The organism is Nocardiopsis codii (assembly GCF_036327455.1).
In the GTDB taxonomy this organism is placed as follows: domain Bacteria; phylum Actinomycetota; class Actinomycetes; order Streptosporangiales; family Streptosporangiaceae; genus Nocardiopsis; species Nocardiopsis codii.
Map to the genome: position 1 here is coordinate 82,386 of NZ_JAUZMY010000025.1, position 21,706 is coordinate 104,091.

The following is a 21,706-nucleotide window of genomic DNA, read 5'->3' on the forward strand; positions in this document are numbered from 1 at the left end:
GGGCGCCGTGCCCGGCGGGGGGACGTTCGCGGTGCGGCGCGGCGCCGCCCGGTTCAGAAGCGCAGCCAGGTTCCCGCGAGCCCCTGCTGTCCCAGACCCGGCACCGACCAGTCGCACACCCCGTCGGCGAACACCGCCCCGGCGCGTTCGGCCTGCCCGGGTGTCAGCTCGGCGGGATGGGCCCCGGCGTCGAAGGGGACCCGCCGGCACGCGACCACGTCCAGGGCCAGGGGCGCGCCCGCGACCACCCGGGGCGAGGTGTACACGGGGAAGGCGTCGGCGCACACGTCCCCCTGGCCGGCCAGGAGCGGGCGCTGCTCGGCGACCACCCGTCGGACGGGCTCGCCCACCCAGCACGAGTCCGCGAGCCACGGAGGGCGCGCGGCGCGCACGTGGTCGATGGCGGGGCGTCCGGGGTCGGCGCCGCGCAGGTCCCGGATCCCGCTCGCCCAGGCGTCCAGTTCGGCCAGGGCACGCCCGGCCACCGGGGCGGAGGAGGAGAACCCGCCCCTGCCGCGCTCCTCCACGAGCATGACGTGGTTGTCGGCGGTCCCGTTGGCGGCCAGCAGGCGTTCGCGCAGGGAGAACGAGTGGAAGCGCATGTGGATGGTCCCGCCCGGGACGTCGTCCTCGTAGGCGCGGTGGTCCACGACGGGGATGTCGGCCAGGCCGCCGCCCCCGTTGAGCAGCCGGCCGGTGCGGTAGGCGGCGACGGTGGCCCGCGGATCGGCCTCGGTGCGCCCGCCCATCACCTGCCCGTCGGCGTCCAGGCCGCCCACGTGCTCGTTCAGGTGCAGGAACTGGTCGGCGTCGATCGTGCCGTCCAGGAGGGCTCCCAGCCCGTACTGGACGCCGACGTTGTCCAGGGGGCGGCGCGGCAGACCGGTGGCGGGGTCGGTCCCGTACACGTTGGCGGTGTGCGCGTACAGCTCGCAGCGGGCCCCGCCGGGGTTGTCCTCGGGGTGGTGGCGCACGTGTTCGGGCACCCGGTCCGCGCACACGCCCCCGGGGTCGACGCGGTCGGCCTCCTCGGCGAGCTCGCCGATGGCGTCCCAGCGCGCGAACCCGGACACCGCGCGCTGCTGTTCCCGGCTCAGGGCGCCGGGGTGCGCGCGGGTGTACTCGCGCAACAGCAGGGCGTCGGCGGCGGTGGGCACGACGGAGAAGCCGACGTCGGGGAAGGACTGCGAGACCAGGACGCCGTCGAGCAGACCGGGCTGGTTGTCGGCGATCTGGTGCGCCTGGTAGGCGCCCCCGGAGGCACCCCAGCCGAAGGTGAGGTCGGGGGCTCCGTGGGTGAGGGCGAAGCGCTGTGCGACGGCGGCCGCGGTCTCGGCCGCCAGCAGGTCGTTGCAGTTGTGGCCGAACACGTTGAGGGAGGCGGAGGCCACCGCGTACCCCTGGGAGAGCATGCCGTGGTCCAGGACCCCGGCGGTCCTGGCCCCCTGGACGTACCAGCCGCCCGCGCACCCGCCGCCGAACGTGTACACCAGGCGGCGGTTCCAGCCCTCGGGGGGACGCCACGGGTCGGGCCCGGGCGCGCCGGGGGTGTACAGGAGGGCCGTCTCGTAGATCGACCTGTTCACGGTGCCGGTCTCGACCCGCACGGTGTAGGGCACCCGGCGGCCGGTGGAGGTTGTGGTCTCGGCGGCGTCGCCGGGGACCCGGTCGGGGTCCGCCATGGGAGCCCAGGAGCCGTCGGCCGTGCGGTACATGTGGCGGACCACGGTCGGGGCGGAGCAGTCGGCGTCCAGGGGCGGGCCGAGGGTGCCGCCTCCGTGGAGGTCGAACCGCTCGGTGTCGCACACGAAGGGTTCCTGGTGGGGGCCGGAGAACACCGGGCCGGTCAGGGGGTGGGCGGTGACGGTGACCCGGGCGGTGCCGGCGGCATGCCCGCCTTCCGCGCCTCCGCCGGGGGCGGGGTGGGAGGCGGACAGGACGGTGTCGCCCTCGGGAAGGCCGGAGACCAGGCCCTCCAGGGCCGGGGTTCCGTCGGACAGGCGGACCGTGCGCAGTGCGGGGGTGGCGTCGGCGCCGCCCGCCTCCAGCCGTACGCGGTCGGCGGGCACGGCCGCCGGAGGCACCACCCTGACCAGGACGGTGTCGCCCATGACGGTGTCGGGGCGGGAGGAGAGCACCTCCAGGGAGAGGGGCGCGTCGGCGTCGCGGGGTGTCCCGGGAGCGGCGGGCGGGGGCAGCGCCCCGGTGGGGAGCGCCCACAGGCCGGACAGCAGGGGTGTGCCGGAGACGGTGAGGAGGGCGGCGGTGGCGGCGGCTCCGGCGCCCAGGAGCGCGCGGGCCCAGGGTCTCGCCGTCATCGTCTACGGGCCGGAGCGGGGCGCCTCGCCGGGCGGCGTCGGGGGGCGAACCGGTCATCGCTGTCCGGTGCGCCGTTCGCCGCGCCTCCGGCACCGGGCCGTCCGCACGGTGCGGCGGGGCCCGCACGGTGGTGGCGGACGCTCCGGACGTGCCGGACCCGAAGCCGGTGATGTGCTCCCATGACGGATTCGGTACCCCGAACAGGACAGGCCGAACGCGCGGTACGGACAAGGCTGGGGAGACGTTGGCCCACGCCCCGGTGACAGGCCGGTGGCCGCGCCGCCGAGGGGTGGTGCGGCCACCGGCACGCGGAGGCGCGGACGCCCCCGTCCGCTCAGGTCCGGTGGATCCGCCGCCCGGTGACCCGGCCGGGGATGAGCTTCAGCACCTGGTCGCGGTCCCCCGCGGCCCAGGGCAGGGGCAGGCGGCCCTGGGGGATGCGCGCCAGCTCGTCCGTGTCGCGGACCCACCTGCACCGCCCGCTCGCCAGCACGCTCCAGCCCTCGCGGCGCTCCTCGTCGAACAGGTCGACCTGGAAGGCGGCGTGGCCGCGCGCGTAGCGCATCACGGTGCCCGCCAGGGTGGACCGGAAGACCACGGTGTCGTCGAGCAGCGCGTAGTTCACCGGAAGGACCGTCGGGGCGGCGTCGCCGTCGATCGTGAACGCCACCCGGCCGATGTCGCGGGTCCCCATCAGGTTGAAGCAGGTCTGCCGCTCCAGGACCGTGAAGCTCGCCCGGTCGTCCCCCTCGATGACGTCGGCGCCCTCCATCAGCTCCTGGTCGTCCGCGAGCCGGTCGGTCCCCGCGTACTCGTCCGACGTCCGCTGCGCGGGCGGCGGCGCCGCCTCCGCGACCGGTTCCCGATCCCGGCCCGGCGCTCCGGCCCCGTGTGATCTCTCCATGACAGGCTCCCCGAAGTTGGTGCCCTCGCTTCGTTCCCACGCCATCCTCGCCGGTCCTGGCCCCGAAGGCGTGGACCGCCGGCCCCCTGTCCGATGACGGAGGTCCCCCTTTCCCGACTACCCGGAGGGACGCAGGGCTCAAACAGAAAGGGACGTTCGACTCATATGGCGTGAATCGTCCCTGTCTAGGCTGGGTGGACGGGAGCCTGCCCCCGGCCCCGCCCTCCCCGAGGCCGGAACACTCCCGCCCACGGGTGCCCGACAATGGGCACGCGGCGGCGGGCGACCCCGACCCCGGGCGGACGATCCGTCCCGGGTCCCCGCGTCCAGCGCTGAGGAGGTGCCCACCTGATGGGCGGAGACAGAACGATCCGGGTGTTCCTGGTGGACGACCACGAGATCGTCCGACGAGGTGTCGGTTCACTCCTGGACGAGGAGGACGGCATCGAGGTGGTCGGCGAGGCCGGAACCGCGGCACAGGCCCTGGCGCGGGTCCCCGCGCTCGCACCCGACGTGGTCGTGCTCGACGTGCGCCTCCCCGACGGGGACGGCGTCACCGTCTGCCGGGAGATCCGCTCCCTGCTCCCCGACGCCCGCATGCTCATGCTGACGTCCTACTCCGACGACGAGGCGCTCTACGGCGCGGTCATGGCCGGGGCGTCCGGGTACATCCTCAAACAGATCCACGGCACCGACCTGGTCGGCGCGGTCCGCACGGTCGCCGACGGGCGGTCCCTGCTCGACCCCGAGTCCACCTCCCGCATGCTCAAGCGCCTGCGCGAGGACGCCGTGCGCAAGGACCCGCTCAGCGAACTCACCGAGCAGGAGCGCCGCGTCCTGGAACTCATCGGCGAGGGGCTCACCAACCGGGAGATCGGCGCGCGCATGTACCTGGCGGAGAAGACCGTCAAGAACTACGTGTCCAGGGTCCTGGCCAAGCTCGGCATGGCCAGGCGCACCCAGGCCGCCGCCTACGCGGTACGGATCTCCATGGACCAGGGGTAGGCGACCCGCGGGGCCCGCCCGGGGCTCACCCGGCGGCGCCCCCGGACCCCGAGTCGCGCCGGAGCGGCACCGCCCACTCCACGCACGCGCCCCCGCCCGGACCGGAGGACACCGACAGGCGCCCTCCCAGCTCCTCCGCGCGCGAGGCCGCGTTGCGCAGCCCACTGCGGAAGACGCCCTGCGCGATCCCCCGGCCGTCGTCGCTCACCCGCAGCAGCAGCTCCTCGCCCACGGACAGCTCCACGTCCACGGACGTGGCCCGCGCGTGGCGGGCCGCGTTGGACAGGAGCTCGCGCAGCACCGCGACCAGGTGCTCGCCGACCGCCTCGTCCACCGCGTTGTCGATCGGCCCCTGCGTGAGCAGGCGGGGCGCGAACCCCAGCGTCTCCGACGCGGAGTTGACCAGGTCCAGGACCCTCGAGCGCAACCACGGGGCGTCCTCGCCCGAACTCTGGAGGGCGAAGATCGTGGAGCGGATCTGGCGGATGGTGTCGTCCAGATCGTCGACCGCGTTCTGCACCCGCTGCGAGGAGACGGTGTCGTCGATGCGGCGCACCGTGCCCATCAGCGTGATGGCGGTGGCGTACAGGCGCTGGATGACCGTGTCGTGCAGGTCGCGCGCGATGCGGTCGCGGTCCTCCAGCACGCTCAGGCGCTCGGAGTCCAGCCTGGTCTCGGCCAGCTCCAGGGCGACCGCCGCCTGGTCGGCGAACGGGGACAGCATGCTCAGCCAGCTGTCCTGGAACGGTTCGCCCCCCTCGTCCCGGGCGAGGACGAGCACGCCCCGCGCGCCGTCGGGCGGACCGAACGGCAGCACCAGCACAGGCCCCACACCCTGCCGTGTCAGGAAACCGACCCCGCCGTGTCCGGTGGCCGAGACGTCGGTCTGGACGGGTTCGCCACTGCGGTAGACACGCCCCAGCAGGGTCTCGGGCGCGCACGTGAGCGTGGCGCCCCGGGCGCCGGCGGCCACCGCCCCGCCGCGCTCCTCGGGGCCGTCCCACACCCGCACGGTGAGGGTGTCGTGCTCCTCGCCGGGCATGGCGATCACCGCGAGGTCGGCGTGGGCCATCCCCCGGGCACGGCGCGCGACCAGCCGCAGCACCTCCTCGGGAGGGGCGCCGGACAACAGCCGGGTGGTGATCTGGCCCGAGGCGTCCAACCACGTCTCCCGGCTCTGCGTCTGGGCGAAGAGCTGGGCGTTCTCGATCGCGGTCCCCGCCGCGGTGGCCAGGGCGCGCAGCAGGAGCTCGTCGTCCCCGGTGAACTCGGCGCCGTCGCGCTTGTCCGTCATGTAGAGGTTGCCGAACACCTGGTCGCGGATGCTGATGGGGACGCCGAGGAAGGTCTGCATGGGCGGGTGCCCCGCCGGGAAGCCGCGCGACTCGGGGTGCTCGCGCACGTCGCGCAGGCGCAGGGGGCGCGGCTCCTTGATGAGCAGGCCCAGCACGCCCTCGCCCTTGGGCCAGTGCGCGATGGCCGCGATCTCGTGGGGTTCGAGGCCGACGGGGATGAAGCGACTCATCTCACCGTCGGGCCCGATCACGCCCAGGGCTCCGTACCGGGCGTCGACCAGGCTGGCGGCCGTCTCGGTGATGCGCACCAGCAGGGGGTCGAGTTCGAGCCCCTCCCCGATGGACACGACCGCCTCGAGGAGGGTGTGGATGCGCTCCTGGCTCGCGGAGATCTCACCCAAGCGCGATCGGACCTCGTCCAACAGGTCGTCGAGCCGGACCTGGGGGAGGGACAACCGGTCGTGACCGTGGGGTGCGGTGCGGCCGCCGTCCGTCTGGCTCATGGGGGCTCTTTCCCGGCAGCTGTCGAAGGGCTCGACACCGAGTCTAGAGGCAGGTTCCGGTCGGCCGCGGTCGGCTTCCCCCTCGCCGATCGGGCCGGACGGAGCCGCCCGGGAGCAGCATGTCCGCTCCGGGCCCCGGCGGTGCGCCGGCCGCCCGGCGCGGTCAGGCGGAGATGCCGCCGTCGCTGTTGAGGAGCTGGCCGTTGACCCACGCCCCCCGGGGAGAGCACAGGAAGTCCACCAGGTCGGCGGTGTCCTCGGGGGTGCCCGCCCGTCCCAGGGGGGTGTGGCCCGCGCACTCCCGACGCGTCTCCTCCGACATCCATCCGGTGTCCACCGGGCCGGGGTTGACGACGTTCGCGCTCACGCCCAGGTGGGCGAGTTCGCGGGCGCAGGCCAGGACGATGCGGTCCAGGGCACCCTTGCTCGCCCCGTAGGGGAGGTTGCCGACCGTGTGGTCGCTGGTCAGGGCGACGACGCGCCCGCTCCCGTGCCCGCCGGAGAACCGGAGGCCGAACTCGCGGGCCAGCTGCCAGGTCGCGCGGGCGTTGACCGCGAAGTGCCGGTCGAAGGCGTCCACGGTGGTGTCCAGCAGGCCGGAGTCCACCGACTCGCAGTGGCACATCACCAGCGCGGTGACGGGCCCGAGCCGCTCCTCGACCTCGTCGAAGATCCGCGCGGGGGAGGCGGGGTCGGCCAGGTCGGCCTCCACCGGGTGGGCGGCCGCACCGCTCCCGGCCAGCGCGGACAGGGTGGCCCCGGCCGCGCCGGATTCGACGCCCCAGTCCATCCGCGCGTCGTAGGGGGTCCAGTAGGTGAAGGCCACGTCCCATCCGGAGGATGCCAGTCGGCGGGCGATCGCCGAGCCGATGCCGACGGTACGGCCCACCCCGGTGACCAGGGCGACCGGGCGGGTGGAGGAAGCGCGCGGAGCAGGGGGCATGGGGCATGGGGCCATCGTGGCCCGGCCCGCCCGGAGCGGCAACCGGTTTACGCGCTCTCCCCGGCGCGCCCGCGCTCCCGTGCCGGCCCGTGTCCGCGGGCCCTGCCCGGCCCCGCGGCCGGCGAAGACCGCTCACCCCGTCAGGTCGGGGATGATGCGCGGCCCCACCCGCCGCACGTAGTCGCGGAACAGGGCCACCGCCGGGGGCTCGTAACCGCCGCCCGACCCCTCCCGCGGCCAGACCACGCCGATCGGGCGGTCCACACCCTCCCCCCGGATCGCGACCTCCACAGTCCCGGCCAGCGGACCGCGCGGGCGCGCCGGAAGCACCGACACCCCCAGCCCGGCCGCCACCAGGCCGCGGGCGGTCGAGATGTCGTCGGCCTCGAACGCGACCCGCGGTGTGAAGCCCGCCCGCTCGCTCAGCCGGTCGGTGAGATGGCGCACCCCCCGGCCCGGCTTGAGCAGGACGAACTCCTCCTCGGCCGCCGCCACGGCGGGGACCCCGCCCGGGGAGCCGGCCAGGGGGTGGCCCTCCGGCACCACCAGCCGCAACGACTGCGTGTGCAGCACCGCGGCCGCCAACCCGCGCCCCGACGGCAGAGGCGAGGTCAGGGCCAGGTCCGCGCCGCCCGAGGACACGCGGCGCAGCGACTCCGCCCACGGCTCCTGGGTCAGCGAGAACCGCACCCCCGGGTGCTCGGCGCGGAACCCGCGCAGCAGCACCGGCACCACCTCCACCCCGAGCGTGGGCAGGAACGTCAGCGCCACCCGCCCCTCCTCGGCGCCCGTCAGCTCCGCCATCCCCCGGCGCAGGTCGTCCAGCGCCCGCTCCACGTGCGGGAGCAGGAGCCTGCCGGCGCGGGTCAGCCGGACCCCGCGCCCGGTGCGCTCCACCAGAGCGATCCCCAACTCCTCCTGGGCCCGCGCCAGGGCCCGGCTCAGCGTCGGCTGGGGGATTCCCAGCGACTCGGCGGCCTGGGTCACGTGTTCGGTCCCCGCGACCGCCGCCACCATCCGCAACCGGGGCGCCAGCACCCGGGCGAGCGCGTCCGCGTCCGGCCCGGGGGCGCGGCCGCCGTCCGCGTCGCGTCCCGCCTGCTCCGACCCCTCCACGTGTTCCATGCGTTCCAGTATGGGACAGAACGAATCCATGCATTGGACGTATGAAACCGGGGTTCCTAGCGTGGACCCATGACCGTGACCACGTCCCCGCCCGACCACGACGCACGCCCCCGCGCGGGCACCACCGCCTACAGGCGGACCGTCGTCGCCATGGTCGCCGTCGCCGTGGCCACCTTCGCCCAGCTGTGGTCGGTCCAGCCGGTCCTGCCGGCGATCGCCGCCGGATTCGGCTCCTCCGCGTCCCAGGCCGCGCTCACGGTCTCCGTGGCCACCGGAGGCCTGGCCGGGTTCACCCTGGTGTGGAGCGGTGCCGCCGACCGGTTCGGCCGCGCCCGCGTCATCGCCGTGTCCCTGGCCCTCACCACCCTCGTGGGCTGTGTGACGCCACTGGCGGGGGAACTCTGGGTCCTGCTCGCCCTGCGCGCCCTCCAGGGCGCGGCCCTGGGCGGGGTGCCCGCCGCCGCCGTCGCCTACCTGTCCGAGGAGGTGCACCCCGCCGACGCCCCGCGCGCCACCGGCCTGTACATCGCGGGCAACCCCCTGGGAGGGATGGGCGGGCGCCTGCTCGCAGGGTTCGCCGCCGACCTGGGCGGCTGGCAGTGGGGGATCGCCGCCAACACCCTCCTCGGGCTGGTGTGCCTGCTCGTCTTCGTCCTGGTCCTGCCGCGCCCGCGGCGGGGGCGGGGGAGCACGGTACGGGCCGGGTGGCCCCCACCGGGCCGCCGGGGCCCGCGGGCGCCGCCCCGGCCACGGGTCCGGGGATGGGCCGGCGCCTGGCCGCCGCGCTCACCACGCGCGGCCTGCCCGCCCTCTACGCCCAGGCACTCCTGCTCATGGGCGCGTTCATGACCGTGTACAACCTGCTCGGCTTCCGCCTCATGGGGGAGCCCTTCGGGCTCTCCCAGTCCGCCGCGTCCCTGCTCTTCCTCTCCTATACCGCGGGGATGGTCGGCTCGGCGGTCTCGGGGAACGTCTCCCTGCGCTGGGGCGGCTACCCCGTGCTGATCGTCTCCACGGTGCTGATGGCCGCCGGTCTGGGCGGACTGCTCAGCACCGCCCTGGTCGGGCTCATGGCCGCCCTCCTGGTACTGACCTTCGCCTTCTTCTGCGCCCACGCCACCGCCTCGGCCTGGGTCGGCGCACGGGCGGTGACCGGCCGCGCCCAGGCGATGGCCCTGTACACGCTCGCCTACTACCTCGGCTCCAGCCTCTTCGGGTGGTGCGGGGGCCTGGTCTACGACGCGGTGGGCTGGGGCGGCGCCGTGGCGTTCGCTGCGGGCCTGTGCGCGGCGGCGGCCCTGGTGGGGCTGCGGCTGCGCCGGCTTCCCCCCGTCCCCTCCGGCTGAGGACGGTCCGGGCGGAGGCCTCCCGCCTCCCGTTCTCCGGTGCCACGGGCCTGACGCCGCGTCCCGCCCGGACCGGTGCGCCCCTCTGACCGGCTCCGAGCGCGCCCGGCACGTGTCCCTGCGCGCCGCGCGCCCCGTGCCGGGGGAGTGTGGGGGAGACACATCGGCCGGGTTAGTTTAAAATTCAACTACCTTGGTCCGAGGACACCGGCGACTTCGACGGAAGGTGACGACATGGACGTGCGTCCTTCGGGAATCCACCACGTGACCGCGATCGCCAGCGATCCGCAGGCCAACGCGGACTTCTACCTCAACGCGCTGGGCATGCGCCTGGTCAAGCGCACGGTCAACTTCGACTCGCCCGAGACCTACCACCTCTACTACGGGGACCGCGCCGGCAACCCCGGCACGATCATGACCTTCTTCCCCTGGCCCGACGCCCCCCGGGGGACGATCGGCGCGGGTCAGGCCACCACCACGACCTTCTCCGTACCCGAGGGGTCCCTGGGCTGGTGGGCGGAGCACCTGGCCTCGCTGGACGTGCACGCCACCCGACCGGCCGAGAGGGGCGAGGAGGACGTGCTCACGCTGCGCGACCCCGACGGCCTGGTCATCGAACTCGCCGCCAGCGCCGACGCCCACGACACCGACCCCTGGGACGGGGGAGCGGTGCCGGCCGAACACGCCATCCGGGGCATCCGCGCGGTCACCCTGACCGAGCAGGACGTCGAGGGCACCGTGGAGATGCTGAGCGGACAGCTCGGCTTCCAGCTGGTGGGCGAGGACGGGGACCGGCTCCGGTTCCGCACCGGCGCCTCCGGTGACGGGGTGGGCACCATCGTCGACGTCCTGGCCGACCCCGGGGCCCCGCGCGGCCTGGTCGCGGCGGGCACCGTCCACCACGTCGCCTACCGCGCCCCCGACGGGCCCGTCCAGGAGGCCTGGCGCCAGACCCTGGAGAACGACGGCGTGGGCGTCACCGAGATCCGCGACCGCTGCTACTTCACGTCCATCTACTTCCGGGAGCCCGGCGGCGTCCTGCTGGAGATCGCCACCGACGGCCCCGGCTTCGACTACGACGAGCCGCTGCTGGAGCTGGGCCGGGCGCTCAGGCTCCCGCCGTGGCTGGAGCCCAGCCGCGAGCAGATCACCCGCGGCCTGCCCGCGCTGGAGGTCCCCCGGTGACCGCCACCCAGGACTTCGTCCACGTCTTCGAACCCGCCACCGTGCCGGGAGCGCCCACACTCCTGCTGCTCCACGGCACCGGCGCCGACGAGCACGACCTGCTGCCGCTGGGTCGGGCCCTCGCGCCCGGCGCGGCCCTGCTCTCACCGCGCGGCCGGGTGACCGAGAACGGCATGAACCGCTGGTTCCGCCGCCTGCGCGAGGGCGTCTTCGACGTCGACGACGTGGTCCGGCGCAGCGCCGAGCTCGCGGAGTTCGTCACCGCCGCCGCCCGGGACTACGACCTGGACCCCGACCGGATCGTGGTCAGCGGGTTCTCCAACGGGGCCAACACCGGCGCGGCCCTGCTGCTGCTCCACCCGAGCCTGCTCAGCGGAGCGGCCCTCTTCGCGGCAGGGGCGCCGCTCCAGGGGCGCGAGCCCGACCCGGTGGACCTGTCGGGGGTCAAGGTGTTCGTGGGTGCGGGTGTGGCCGATCCCATCACCACCATCGACCAGGCGCGACTGCTGGCCGACCAGCTCGGCGCCAGGGGAGCGGACGTGGAGACGCGCGAGCACCCGGGGGGACACCGGTTGGCCCCCGACGTACTGGCGGACGCCCGCGCCTGGTTCGACCGCTCCCTGTTCTGACCAGACCCCACAGACTGCGGCGGCGCCCCCTGATCCCGGGCGCCGCCGCTTTTCCCTCCTACGAATCTACGTAGTAAAGGCGCAGTTCCTGTAAGGGGTTCACGGTAGCTGACCACCTGAAAAGCACCGAAACGGGCTGGATAAACTCACCACGTTCCCACCCGATCCACCGAAATGAACCCATGATCATCTCTCTCCTCGAACGCGTGCGGTAGATGGACCTCGAGATCCTCGCCGCGGTCATGGCCGTCGCCGTCGCCGCGGGCTGGGTGGACGCCGTCGTCGGAGGAGGCGGGCTCCTCCTGCTGCCCGCCCTCCTCGTCGCCGCCCCCACCACACCCCTGGCCACCCTGCTGGGCACCAACAAGCTCGGCGCCGTCTTCGGCACCGTCTCCGCCGCCATCGCCTACAGCCGCAGGGTGCGCATCGACCGCCGCGTCGTCCTGCCCACCGCCGCGCTCGCCCTGATCGGGTCCGGGATCGGCGCCGCCATGGCCGCCGCGCTCACCGCCGACGTCCTCAAGCCCGTCATCATGGTCGTCCTGGCCGGAGTCGCGCTGCTCGTCTACTTCCGCCCCGCCATGGGGACGGTCCCCGACCCGCGCCTGCGCACCCGCAACAGGCTGCTGGCCGTCACCGCCCTGGCCGGGCTCGGCGTCAGCCTCTACGACGGCCTCATCGGCCCCGGCACCGGCGTCTTCCTCATCATCGCCTTCACCGCCGTCGTCGGCATGGACTTCGTCGCCGCCTCCGCCTCGGCCAAGATCGTCAACGTGTGCACCAACCTCGGAGCGCTCACCGTGTTCGCCTTCGGCGGCCACGTCGACTGGCTCCTGGGACTGACCCTGGCCGTCTGCACCATCACCGGTGCCCAGATCGGAGCACGCATGGCGCTGCGGCGCGGTTCCGGATTCGTCCGAGCGGTCCTGCTCGTCGTCGTCCTGGCCCTCCTCCTGCGCATGGCCTGGGACCTGCTCGCCTGAGCCGTGTTCTCCGCCTCCTTCCGGGCTCGCGTCCACCGGGCTTCCTCGCTGCACCTCTGTGAGCCTCCTGGAAACACCTCCTGGCCAGCCGCGGCGGCGAACCCCCGCCCCCCGGCCCGGAGCCGCAGACAAGACTCGCGGTTGAGCTCCCCATGGGACGGCCTCGGGTACTGGCACTGGACATGGATCCCATGCTGGCCAGAACCATCGACCGCCTGCCCACCGGTCCGGGCATGCTCTACGAACCGAAGTGGGACGGCTTCCGGTGCGTGGGATCCACCGGTCCGGTACGCATGACCTCGAGGTCCGGCCGCTCGCTCCTCCACCGGTTCCCCGAGATCGCCGAGGCGCTCACCGAACGACTCCCCGCCGGGGTCACGGTCGACGGCGAGATCATCCGCTGGTCCCACGACGGACAGCTCGACTTCGGAGCACTCCTGCGCCGCAACGCCGCCTCGGCCCGGCGCGTGCGCTCGCTCAGCCGGACCGAGCCCTGCCACCTCATCGTCTTCGACCTGCTCGCCCTCGGCGGCCGGGATCTGGCGCACCGGGCCCTGGCCCACCGCCGCGAGGAGCTCGAACACCTGATGGCCCAGGTCGTCCAACCCTGCCCGCTGACACTGGGGTGGCAGACCGACAACGCGCAGGTGGCCATGCAGTGGTGGGAGGAGATGCCGACGGTGGGCGTCGAGGGGATCATGGTCAAGGACGCGCGCCGCTCCTACAGGCCCGGACGCAGGGACTGGCGCAAACTCAAGCACACGACGACCACCGAGGCCGTCGTGGGCGGATGCGTCGGCCACGCGAGCGCCCCCCGCGCCCTCGTCCTCGGCCGCACCGACCCCGGGACCGGGGAACTCCGCGTCGCCGGCCGGACGGGCGAGCTGTCCTACGAGCAGTCCGAGGAACTGGGCCGGATGCTGGTCAAGGCCGGCCCCGACCACCCGTGGCCGCGCACCCTCGCGGCGTCCTGGGGGCAGTCGGGCCGCCAGGCCTACACACAGGTGGCCCCCGAGGTGGTCGTGGAGGTGGCACCGGACACCGCGGTGGTCTCGGGCCGCTGGAGGCACCTGATCAGGTACGTGCGGGCCCGCCCCGACCTGCGCCCGGAGGACGTGCCCACGGGACTGGACGTGGAGTAGCTCACCCCGCGCGGTCGACGGCCTCGGCGAGCTGGTCCCTGGACATCTTCGACCGCCCCTGCACCCCCAGGTCGCGCGCCCTCTCCAACAGCTCCGCCTTGGTCCGCCGGGTGGACTCCCGCGAGCGCCGGGGGGCGGGAGCCCGGTCGCGGCCCTTCGTGCGGCGGTCCTCGCGGCGCCGCCTGATCGACTGGCGCAGGGCGTCGTCCAGGGCGACCACGTTCCCGGCCTCGTCCGCCGTCCTCTGCTTGTAGGAGACCGTCGACCCCGTGGCCTGCGCCTCGACCAGCTGTTCCAGGCGCCGGTCGTACTCGTCGTGGTACGAGACGGGATCCCAGTCGATGACCATCGCGTCGATCAGCTGCGAGGCGAGCTCCAGATCGCCGCCGTCGACCTCGTCGACGGCGGGGGGCCGCATCACGTCCTCGGGTTCGCGGACCTCGTCGTGCCAGTACAGGGTGCTCGCGGTGAGAACCCCCTCCTGAGGGGTGACGAGCACGAGGTGCTCCCTGTCCCGCATGATCATCCTGCCGAGCCCCGCCCGGCCCGACTCGCCCAGGGCCCTGAGCAGAAGCCGGTACGGCTTGGCCGAGCTCTTGTCGGGCCCCAGGTAGTAGGTGTTGGCGAACCAGAGCGGGGCCACGTCGCCGGCGCGGATGAACCCCTCGATCTCCAGGGTCTTCGACCGGCCCGGCTGGATGCGCTCCAGGTCCTCCGGTTCCAGGAAGACGTACTCGTCCTCGTCGGGCCCGTGCTGCACACCCTTGACGACGTCGGCGAGGTCGACGGGTTTGCCGGTGTCCTCGTTCACGCGCTGGTAGCGCACCCGTGAGCTGGTGCCGCGCACGAACTGGTGCGTGGTGGGCCCGTGCCTCTCCCGCGCGGCGAACATCTTCACCCCCACGCTGACCAGGCCGAACGCCAGGGTCCCCGTCCATACGGCGCTTGCCACGACTGCCACCTCCCGGCTTCCAGTGTGCGTCGGACACGGCAAACGCCGAGCGGTGCGCCGGTAAAGGCAGCCCAGGCGGCGACGGTGTCCGCGACCGGGCGGAGGCCGGACGCGCCCCGGCGCCTACCGCCGGGGCCGGAAAAACGGGCGGCGCTCGGCCCGCCCCGCCGCTACCCTGACCCGTCGGCCCGCACCCCGCGGCCCGACGCCCCGAGGAGCAGCACTGGAGATCCACGAGTACGCCGAGAGGGACGCCGTCGCCCTCGCCGATCTCGTCCGTACCGGCCAGGTCCGCGCCGACGAGGTCGAACGGGTCGCCCGCCTCGCCCTGGAGCGCGCCCACGACGACCTCAATGCGCTCACCGGCCCCCTGTTCGAGTCCGTCCCCCTCCCGTCGGCCGCCGGACCCCTGGGCGGGGTCCCGTTCGTGGTCAAGGACAGCGGCCCCTTCGCACGCGGCGTACGGTTCACCCTGGGCAGCCGTGCCGTCGACGCCGTCGCCACTGCCGACCACACCCTGATGTCGCGGTTCCGCGCGGCGGGTCTGGTCCCGCTGGGCCAGAGCACCGCCCCCGAGTTGGGGCTGCACTTCGCCACCGAGTCCGCGCGCCACGGGATCACCCGCAACCCCTGGAACCTCGGCCGCGGCGCGGGCGGCTCCAGCGGAGGTTCGGCCGCACTGGTGGCAGCCGGGGCGGTGCCCCTGGCCCACGGCAACGACGGCGCGGGATCGCTGCGTGTGCCCGCCTCCGCCTGCGGCGTCATCGGACTCAAACCGACCCGCGGGCGCACCCCCTGCGGGCGCCTGGCGGGGGAGGCGGGGTTCGGGCTGATCACGGAGTTCGGCCTCACCCGCACCGTCCGCGACACCGCCCGGCTGCTGGACGCGGTCTGCGCACCGCCGGTGGGGGAGAAGTTCGTGGTCCCCGCCCCCCATCGCCCCTACGCCGAGGCGGCGCGCACCGACCCCGGGCGGCTGCGGATCGCGGTGACCACGACCCCCTGGGCCGACACCCGCGTCGACACGACCGTCGCCGAGGCCGCCCTGGACGCGGCCCGCGTCCTGGAGTGGATCGGCCACACCGTGGAGGAGGACCACCCGCACCTGGACCCCGAGGACGTGGTCGAGGGCACCGCCCTGGCCGCCCTGGCCGCGGGGACGGCCCTGCTGCGCGCTCCGCGCCGCCCCGGCCCCGCCCTGATGGAGGACGTCTCCCGGGCGGTGCTCTCCGAGGCCCGGCGGTGCACGGCCCTGGAGGTGGCGGCCATGCTGGACGCACAGCACCGGGTGACCCACCCCCTGGGCGCCTTCCTGGATCGGTACGACCTGCTGGTGACCCCGACCCTGGGGCGGCTGCCGGCACCGCACGGCGCCCTGGACTACGACGCACCCGGGCACAGCGTGCGCTCCTGGCTGCGCGCCCTGCTGGCCTACGGGCCCTTCACCGCGCCGTTCAACGTCGCGGGCCAGCCCGCGATCAGCCTGCCCCTGGCCCAGAGCCCGGAGGGGCTGCCCATCGGGGTGCAGTTGGTGGCGGCGCACGGACGCGAGGACCTGCTGCTGGCGGTGGCCGCCCAGCTCGAACAGGCCGTCCCCTGGGGGGACCGGCGCCCCCCGTTCCACGTGTGAGCCGCGCCCCGCCGATGGGGCCCGACCGGGTCGTGTCCCCGCCTCCCCGTCACCGGTGTGCGCCGGGGAGCCGCAGGCGGCGCCTGGGAGCACGTCACGCGTCAGGACCGGTGCGGGACCCGTGGCCGAAGGGCGGAACGGTGCCCCCGCGGTCTCACACCGCCGGTTCGGAACCCCCGGTCAGCGCGGACCTGACGTCCTCCACGATGCGCAGCGCCGCATAGTGGTTGGCCGCACCCCAGTGGTCGTGGTCCACCCGGTACGCCGACTCCCCGCGCACGGCGTCCAGACTCGCCCACACGCCCTCGGAGAACGTCCGGGGCGCGTCGGGGTAGCCCGATCCGGCCATGACGAACACGGCGTCCCCGTCCGCCCGGTCCAGGTTCTCGTAGCTCTGGGCGATGAAGTCCGTCGAGCCGTCCCCCTCCTGTTGGCCGTCGGGCCTGGCGAAGCCCAGGTCGGCCACCACCTGGCCGGGGAAGGACTCCGGAGTCTCCAGACGGATCTCGCTCTCGCTCTGCAACCGCACCAGCGACAGCTCCGTGGCGGCGGGGTCCACGCCTGCGGCCTCGATCTCCCCGCGGGCGGAGGCCACCGCCTCCTCGTACCCGGCCAGGGCGTCCCCGGCCTCGGCCCGGGCGTCCAGGACATCGGCCACCTCGTCCAGGTGCCCGCGCCAGGACCCGGTGCCCTCCCACTCCAGCAGCACCGTCGGCGCGATCGCCTCCAAGCTCCCGAGCATGTCGGCCTGCGCCCCCACCTGGGTGCTGACGCCGATGATCAGGTCCGGCGCGGCGGTGGCGAGCGCCTCGATGTTGACGTCCTCCTCGGAGGGGGAGTTGGTGACCAGCGTCAGGTCGCCGCCGTCGGCGTCCCCGGGCAGGAACGGCGCCAGGCCCTGGTCGTCGCCGCCGGGCGTGCCCATCGTCGCGACCACGTCGTGGCCCAGGAGGGTGACCGCCGCCAGGGTCGGGCGCCACAGCACCGCGATCCTCTGCGGTGTGGCGGGGATCTCCACCGACCCGTTGGCCGCCTCCACCGTGCGGGTCCCGCCCTCAGGCTCCCGCGGGTCCGCGGGCTGCGGGGAGCACCCGCAGGCGAGGAGCGCGCGAGGGCGGCTACTGTGACCAGGGCGCGTGTGCTGCGCGGGAGCGAAACCATGGGGGCCCTTCCGTGCGAACAGGATGAAGGTAAGGCTAACCTGTCCCGTGGGGTTTTCGGTTTCGCGACCGCGCCCCGGGCGGCCGCACCCCCTTCCGGGCGGTCCCACCCCACCACCCACGCCACAACGAACGGGGAAGCCGTGGCCTTGCGCGCGCCCACCCTCACGCGCCCCACTCTCACCAGGCGCGTCATACGACCCACGGGCCTGCTCATCGCCCTCGGCGTCCTCGCCGTGTGCGCCCTGCTCAGCGTTACCGTCGGAGCCAAACCCATCCCCGTCGCCGACGTCTGGGCCGCGCTGACCGCCTACAACGGCACCTACGACCACGACGTCATCCGCAGCCTGCGCGTGCCCCGCACCGTCATCGGCATCTTCGTCGGCGCCGCCCTGGGCCTGGCCGGGGCCCTCATGCAGGCCCTGACCCGCAACCCCCTGGCCGAACCCGGCATCCTCGGCATCAACTCCGGAGCGGCGGCGGCCGTCGTCATCGCCGTGTTCGCGTTCGGTGCGGGCGGGGCCGCGTTCGTGTGGCCCGCGTTCGCCGGCGCCGCCGTCGCGGCCGTGGTCGTCTACGCCCTGGGCTCGCGCGGGCGCTCCAGCGCCACCCCGGTGCGACTGGCACTGGCCGGGACCGCGGTCGCCGTCGTCCTGCAGGGGCTCATCTACGGTGTGATCGTCCTCAACGACTTCGTTTTCGACCGCATCCGCTTCTGGCAGGTGGGCTCCCTCTCCGGGCGCGACCTCGACGTCTTCTGGCAGGTCGCCCCCTTCCTCGTCGCCGGAGTCGTCCTGACCCTGTGCCTGGGCCCCTCCCTCAACGCGATAGCCCTGGGCGACGACCTGGCGGCCACGCTCGGCGCCAGGATCCCCCTCATCCGCGCCGCCACCGCCCTCGCCGTCATCCTGCTGTGCGGGGCGGCCACCGCCTCGGCGGGGCCCATCTGGTTCGTGGGCCTGATCATCCCCCACGCCGCCCGCGTGATCACCGGCCCCGACCAGCGCTGGCTGCTGCCCTACGCCGCCGTCCTGGGCGCGATCCTGCTCACCGCGGCGGATGTCGTCGGCCGGATCGTCCTGCCCAACTCCGAACTGGAGGTCGGCATCATCACCGCTTTCGTCGGGGCGCCCCTGTTCATCGCCCTGGTCCGCAGCAGAAGGATGGCCCAGCTTTGAGCGAGACCCTGGCGCCCCCGCGCCGCCCCGCGACCGGCCGCGCCACCCCGCGCGGCGCCCTGGCCGTCCGCCTGTTCGGTGAACGGCTCTCCCTCCTGGTCCGCCCCCGCACCGTGTTGGTGTGCCTGGTCCTGGCCGTGGTCAGCGTCCTCACCCTGGCCGTGACGGTGGCGGTGGGCGACTACGAGATCCCCCTGGCCGCCGTGCCCGGGGCGATCCTCGGCTACGGCGAACGCCTCGACGTCTTCTTCGTCCAGGGGGTGCGCCTGCCCCGCGCGCTGACCGCGATCGGCGTGGGCGCGGCCCTGGGCATCGCGGGAGCGGTCTTCCAGAGCCTGTCCCGCAACGCCCTGGGCAGCCCCGACATCATCGGATTCACGTCCGGGGCCGCCACCGGCGCCGTCCTGGTCATCCTCGTCCTGGGCGCCGGCCGCCTGGCGGTGTCCCTGGGGGCCATCGCCGGCGGACTGGTCACCGCGGCGATCGTCTACCTCCTGGCCATGAAGAACGGCGTGCAGGGCTACCGGCTGGTCCTGGTGGGCATCGGCGTGTCCGCGATGCTCGGGTCGGTCCGCGACTACCTGCTGACCCGTGCCGAACTCACCGACGCCCTGGGCGCCCAGATCTGGATGATCGGCAGCCTCAACGCGCGCGGGTGGGCCGAGGTCGCCGCCGTGTGGATCTCCCTGGCCGTCCTGGCGCCCGTGCTCATCGCCCTGGGGCAGCGCCTGCGCTTCATGGAACTGGGCGACGACACGGCGCAGGGCCTCGGCGTCTCCACCCGGTCCACCCAGATCCTGGCCCTGGCCGCCGCCAGCGCACTGACCGGCGCCGCCATCGCGGTGGCCGGCCCCGTCGGCTTCGTGGCCCTGGCCGCGCCCCAGATCGCGCGGCGCCTGACCCGCACCGGCGGCACCACACTGGTGGGGTCCGCGCTCATGGGCGCGACCCTGCTGGTGGTCGCGGACCTGGTGGCGCTGCGCGCCCTGGCCCCCACCCAGCTTCCCGTCGGCGTGGTCACCGCCGTCATCGGCGGGAGCTACCTGATCTGGCTGCTGTACACCGAATGGCGCGGCGGACGTGCCTGAGCGAGACCGAGAGAGAACGATGACCACTCCAGCCGACGCCGGTTCCCGCCTCAACGGCCAGGACCTCACCCTTGCCTACGAGCAGCGTGTCATCTCCGAGAACCTGGCCGTCACGATCCCCGACAACTCCTTCACGGTGATCGTGGGCCCCAACGCGTGCGGCAAGTCCACCCTGCTGCGTGCTTTGTCGCGCACGCTCAAACCGGCGGGCGGGCACGTCAACCTGGACGGGCAGGTCATCGGCTCCTACCCGGCCAAGGAGGTCGCGCGCCGGCTGGGTCTGCTCCCGCAGACCTCCATCGCGCCCGACGGCATCGGCGTCGCCGACCTGGTGGCCCGGGGCCGGTTCCCGCACCAGGGCTTCCTGCGCCAGTGGTCGGCCCAGGACGAGGCGGTGGTCGCCGAGGCCATGGACGCCACGGGGGTCACGGCCCTGGCCGACCGGTCGGTGGACGAGCTGTCCGGGGGCCAGCGCCAGCGCGTGTGGCTCGCCATGGTCCTGGCCCAGCAGACCCCGTTGCTGCTGTTGGACGAGCCCACCACCTACCTGGACATCGCCCACCAGATGGACATGCTCGACCTGTGCGCCGACCTGCACGCCGAGCGCGGTTACACGCTGGTGGCGGTCCTGCACGACCTCAACCACGCGTGCCGCTACGCCAGCCACCTCATCGTGATGAAGGAGGGCGCCATCGTCGCGGAGGGGGACCCGGCGACGGTGGTCACCGCCGAACTCGTGGAGGAGGTGTTCGGGCTGCCGGTGCGGATCATCCCCGACCCCGAGACCCACACGCCGATGATCGTGCCCGTGGACCGTCGGGCCGCGGCCAGGTAGGGACGTCTCCCGCCGGGGTCAGGCCGCAGGGGAGCCGTCGGCCTCCCCCGCGGCCATGCCGTGCGGGGTCGCGCCGATGACCACGTGCGCGTGCTCGCGCCACCCCAGGGACCCGTAGAGGTGGCGGCCCTGCTCGGAGGCGACCAGCAGCCCCTCGCGGGCGCCCAGGTCCCGGGCCCGCTCCGCCAGCGCGCCCATCACCGTGCGGCCCAGCCCCCGGCGCCGGTGCGCGGGAGCGGTCGTGATCCGGTCCGCGACGGCGTCGGCGCCCGCGACCGCCATCGCACCGCTCGCGGCCTCCCCACCGTCGGGGGCCAGCACCCGGACCCGCACCACAGCGCCCTCCACGCGCGTGCGCACACGGTAGGGCGCCGCCGCCGGCACGACCGGCTGCCCGTCCAGGCGGCAGGCCATGAGGAACTCCTCCCCGTCGCTCAGGCGCAGGCCGGCACGGTGCATCGTCAGCGCCACCGTGTCCGGGGCGCCGGTCACCACCGTCAGCCAGTCGCGTCGCGGCGCCGCGGAGACCTCCCCGGCCAGGCGGCGCACCGCGGCGGAGGTCCCGTCGGGGTCGGCGACGAGGAACTCCCAGCGCCGCCCGTGGCCGTGCACGGGAACGCGCAGCGCGCCCCCGACCTCCTCGGGGACCCCCAGGTCCCGCGCCAGGACCCAGCCGCGCTGCCAGCGGCGCAGGAGGTCGTACAGGAGGGGGTGCGGGGGAGGGGACAGGACATCGCTCATCCCACCACCCCATCACGGGGCACCGACATCGGCGGGTTGCACCGCCTCGCGGCGGGCCCGGCGCACACCCGGACCCGCCGCGACTCCTGTACCGCCCCGCACACGTCGGGAGCGCGGCGCCTCAGGCGCCCGAGAGCTCCAGCCGCAACACCAGCGACACCAACTCCAGCAACACCTCCTTGACCGATTCCCGGTCCCGCGCGTCGCACAGCAGCAGCGGCACCCGCTCCTCCAGGTCCAACGCGACCCGCACGTCGTCGGCCCGGTGCGTGCGCTGCCCGTCGAAGCAGTTCACCGCCACCACGAACGGCACCCCGCGCGACTCGAAGAAGTCGATCGCGTCGAAGGAGTCCGCCAGGCGGCGCGTGTCGGCCACCACCACCGCTCCCAGAGCCCCTTCGGTCAACTCCTCCCACATGAACGAGAACCGGCGCTGTCCGGGGGTCCCGAACAGGTACACCACCGTCGACGCGTCCAACGTGATGCGGCCGAAGTCCAGCGCCACCGTCGTCGTGGACTTGCCCTCCACGCCCTCCAGGTCGTCCACGCCCACACTCTCGGAGGTCATGACCTCCTCCGTGTGGAGAGCCTCGACCTCGCTCAGCGCCGACACCAGGGTGGTCTTGCCCGCTCCGAATCCCCCGGCCACCACGATCTTCAGGGTGTCGGGAACAGGACCTGCCCCCTCGGCCTCGATTACGACCAACGCCCCATCCACCCCATCCGGCCTCTCGGGCCCATTC

The 21,706-nt window shown here is 74.2% G+C and carries 18 protein-coding genes and 1 pseudogene; 10 read left to right on the forward strand and 9 right to left on the reverse strand.

The genetic code is table 11. The features are described 5' to 3' along the window. Positions 1–53 precede the first annotated feature (53 nt). The gene (locus tag Q8791_RS22780; protein WP_330093813.1) at positions 54–2,318 is read right to left on the reverse strand and encodes a DUF6351 family protein; all 2,265 of its coding nucleotides are present in this window, start codon (positions 2,316–2,318) and stop codon (positions 54–56) included. Between the two features lie 335 nt (positions 2,319–2,653). Then, positions 2,654–3,223: a pyridoxamine 5'-phosphate oxidase family protein gene (locus tag Q8791_RS22785; protein WP_330093814.1), complete on the reverse strand. Its 570-nt coding sequence runs from the start codon at positions 3,221–3,223 to the stop codon at positions 2,654–2,656. A gap of 351 nt (positions 3,224–3,574) precedes the next feature. Here Q8791_RS22785 and Q8791_RS22790 point away from each other — a divergent pair, with 351 nt between their 5' ends. Beyond that, on the forward strand, positions 3,575–4,228 hold the full coding sequence (locus Q8791_RS22790) for a response regulator transcription factor (RefSeq protein WP_330093815.1): 654 nt from the start codon (positions 3,575–3,577) through the stop codon (positions 4,226–4,228). A 25-nt stretch (positions 4,229–4,253) separates the two neighbouring features. Here the strand turns inward: Q8791_RS22790 and Q8791_RS22795 are convergent, their stop codons facing one another. The 3 genes from Q8791_RS22795 to Q8791_RS22805 all read right to left on the reverse strand — a co-directional run bounded on the left by Q8791_RS22795 (position 4,254) and on the right by Q8791_RS22805 (position 7,986). Beyond that, entirely contained in the window at positions 4,254–6,026 is a 1,773-nt protein-coding gene (locus Q8791_RS22795; protein WP_330093816.1) for a sensor histidine kinase, read from the reverse strand. Positions 6,027–6,189: 163 nt separating this feature from the next. Further along, on the reverse strand, positions 6,190–6,969 hold the full coding sequence (locus Q8791_RS22800) for an SDR family oxidoreductase (RefSeq protein WP_330093817.1): 780 nt from the start codon (positions 6,967–6,969) through the stop codon (positions 6,190–6,192). A 132-nt stretch (positions 6,970–7,101) separates the two neighbouring features. Next, positions 7,102–7,986, reverse strand: coding sequence for a LysR family transcriptional regulator (locus Q8791_RS22805; protein ID WP_330093839.1), 885 nt, complete (start codon positions 7,984–7,986; stop codon positions 7,102–7,104). A 177-nt stretch (positions 7,987–8,163) separates the two neighbouring features. Between Q8791_RS22805 and Q8791_RS31865 the strand changes: the two are divergent. The 5 genes and pseudogenes from Q8791_RS31865 (at position 8,164) to Q8791_RS22835 (ending at position 13,379) form a co-directional block, all read left to right on the forward strand. Next, positions 8,164–9,440, forward strand: a pseudogene (locus tag Q8791_RS31865) (MFS transporter). A gap of 234 nt (positions 9,441–9,674) precedes the next feature. Then, positions 9,675–10,625: a ring-cleaving dioxygenase gene (locus tag Q8791_RS22820; RefSeq protein ID WP_330093820.1), complete on the forward strand. Its 951-nt coding sequence runs from the start codon at positions 9,675–9,677 to the stop codon at positions 10,623–10,625. Next, positions 10,622–11,254, forward strand: coding sequence for an alpha/beta hydrolase (locus Q8791_RS22825; protein ID WP_330093821.1), 633 nt, complete (start codon positions 10,622–10,624; stop codon positions 11,252–11,254). Before Q8791_RS22820 ends, Q8791_RS22825 begins: the two co-directional genes overlap by 4 nt. Before the next feature lie 215 nt (positions 11,255–11,469). Continuing rightward, entirely contained in the window at positions 11,470–12,237 is a 768-nt protein-coding gene (locus Q8791_RS22830) for a sulfite exporter TauE/SafE family protein (RefSeq protein ID WP_330093822.1), read from the forward strand. A gap of 191 nt (positions 12,238–12,428) precedes the next feature. Continuing rightward, on the forward strand, positions 12,429–13,379 hold the full coding sequence (locus Q8791_RS22835) for an ATP-dependent DNA ligase (RefSeq protein WP_330093823.1): 951 nt from the start codon (positions 12,429–12,431) through the stop codon (positions 13,377–13,379). Position 13,380: 1 nt separating this feature from the next. On the opposite strand, the gene ku is transcribed toward Q8791_RS22835, so the two are convergent. After that, positions 13,381–14,331 carry a non-homologous end joining protein Ku gene (gene ku / locus Q8791_RS22840; protein WP_330093824.1) on the reverse strand — a complete coding sequence of 317 codons (951 nt, stop codon included), beginning with the start codon at positions 14,329–14,331 and terminating at the stop codon, positions 13,381–13,383. 229 nt (positions 14,332–14,560) lie between these two features. Between ku and Q8791_RS22845 the strand changes: the two genes are divergently transcribed. Next, positions 14,561–15,961, forward strand: a complete 1,401-nt coding sequence (locus tag Q8791_RS22845) for an amidase (RefSeq protein ID WP_330093840.1) — start codon at positions 14,561–14,563, stop codon at positions 15,959–15,961. 154 nt (positions 15,962–16,115) lie between these two features. Here the strand turns inward: Q8791_RS22845 and Q8791_RS22850 are convergent, their stop codons facing one another. After that, positions 16,116–17,000, reverse strand: a complete 885-nt coding sequence (locus Q8791_RS22850) for an ABC transporter substrate-binding protein (protein ID WP_330093825.1) — start codon at positions 16,998–17,000, stop codon at positions 16,116–16,118. A 264-nt stretch (positions 17,001–17,264) separates the two neighbouring features. Here Q8791_RS22850 and Q8791_RS22855 point away from each other — a divergent pair, with 264 nt between their 5' ends. Genes Q8791_RS22855 through Q8791_RS22865 form a run of 3 tightly spaced genes read left to right on the forward strand, consistent with a single transcriptional unit; the run spans position 17,265 to position 20,222 of the window. After that, complete coding sequence (locus Q8791_RS22855) at positions 17,265–18,299, forward strand: FecCD family ABC transporter permease (protein WP_330093826.1); 1,035 nt, start codon at positions 17,265–17,267, stop codon at positions 18,297–18,299. After that, on the forward strand, positions 18,296–19,387 hold the full coding sequence (locus Q8791_RS22860) for a FecCD family ABC transporter permease (RefSeq protein ID WP_330093827.1): 1,092 nt from the start codon (positions 18,296–18,298) through the stop codon (positions 19,385–19,387). Before Q8791_RS22855 ends, Q8791_RS22860 begins: the two co-directional genes overlap by 4 nt. Positions 19,388–19,406: 19 nt before the next feature. After that, on the forward strand, positions 19,407–20,222 hold the full coding sequence (locus Q8791_RS22865; RefSeq protein WP_330093828.1) for an ABC transporter ATP-binding protein: 816 nt from the start codon (positions 19,407–19,409) through the stop codon (positions 20,220–20,222). A gap of 18 nt (positions 20,223–20,240) precedes the next feature. Here the strand turns inward: Q8791_RS22865 and Q8791_RS22870 are convergent, their stop codons facing one another. Both Q8791_RS22870 and Q8791_RS22875 read right to left on the reverse strand, forming a co-directional pair. Further along, positions 20,241–20,963 carry a GNAT family N-acetyltransferase gene (locus Q8791_RS22870; RefSeq protein WP_330093829.1) on the reverse strand — a complete coding sequence of 241 codons (723 nt, stop codon included), beginning with the start codon at positions 20,961–20,963 and terminating at the stop codon, positions 20,241–20,243. Between the two features lie 121 nt (positions 20,964–21,084). Next, positions 21,085–21,669 carry a GTP-binding protein gene (locus Q8791_RS22875; RefSeq protein WP_330093830.1) on the reverse strand — a complete coding sequence of 195 codons (585 nt, stop codon included), beginning with the start codon at positions 21,667–21,669 and terminating at the stop codon, positions 21,085–21,087. Positions 21,670–21,706: the final 37 nt, after the last annotated feature.

What these genes read in the sequence shown, in the direction of transcription:
- Q8791_RS22780 (WP_330093813.1), bottom strand. Translation starts at nt 2,318, where the DNA reads ATGACGGCGAGACCCTGGGCCCGCGCGCTCCTGGGCGCCGGAGCCGCC.
- Q8791_RS22820 (WP_330093820.1), top strand. Translation starts at nt 9,675, where the DNA reads ATGGACGTGCGTCCTTCGGGAATCCACCACGTGACCGCGATCGCCAGC.
- Q8791_RS22790 (WP_330093815.1), top strand. Translation starts at nt 3,575, where the DNA reads ATGGGCGGAGACAGAACGATCCGGGTGTTCCTGGTGGACGACCACGAG.
- Q8791_RS22805 (WP_330093839.1), bottom strand. Translation starts at nt 7,986, where the DNA reads ATGGTGGCGGCGGTCGCGGGGACCGAACACGTGACCCAGGCCGCCGAG.
- Q8791_RS22835 (WP_330093823.1), top strand. Translation starts at nt 12,429, where the DNA reads ATGCTGGCCAGAACCATCGACCGCCTGCCCACCGGTCCGGGCATGCTC.
- Q8791_RS22865 (WP_330093828.1), top strand. Translation starts at nt 19,407, where the DNA reads ATGACCACTCCAGCCGACGCCGGTTCCCGCCTCAACGGCCAGGACCTC.
- Q8791_RS22795 (WP_330093816.1), bottom strand. Translation starts at nt 6,026, where the DNA reads ATGAGCCAGACGGACGGCGGCCGCACCGCACCCCACGGTCACGACCGG.
- Q8791_RS22830 (WP_330093822.1), top strand. Translation starts at nt 11,470, where the DNA reads ATGGACCTCGAGATCCTCGCCGCGGTCATGGCCGTCGCCGTCGCCGCG.
- Q8791_RS22870 (WP_330093829.1), bottom strand. Translation starts at nt 20,963, where the DNA reads ATGAGCGATGTCCTGTCCCCTCCCCCGCACCCCCTCCTGTACGACCTC.
- Q8791_RS22800 (WP_330093817.1), bottom strand. Translation starts at nt 6,969, where the DNA reads ATGCCCCCTGCTCCGCGCGCTTCCTCCACCCGCCCGGTCGCCCTGGTC.
- Q8791_RS22785 (WP_330093814.1), bottom strand. Translation starts at nt 3,223, where the DNA reads ATGGAGAGATCACACGGGGCCGGAGCGCCGGGCCGGGATCGGGAACCG.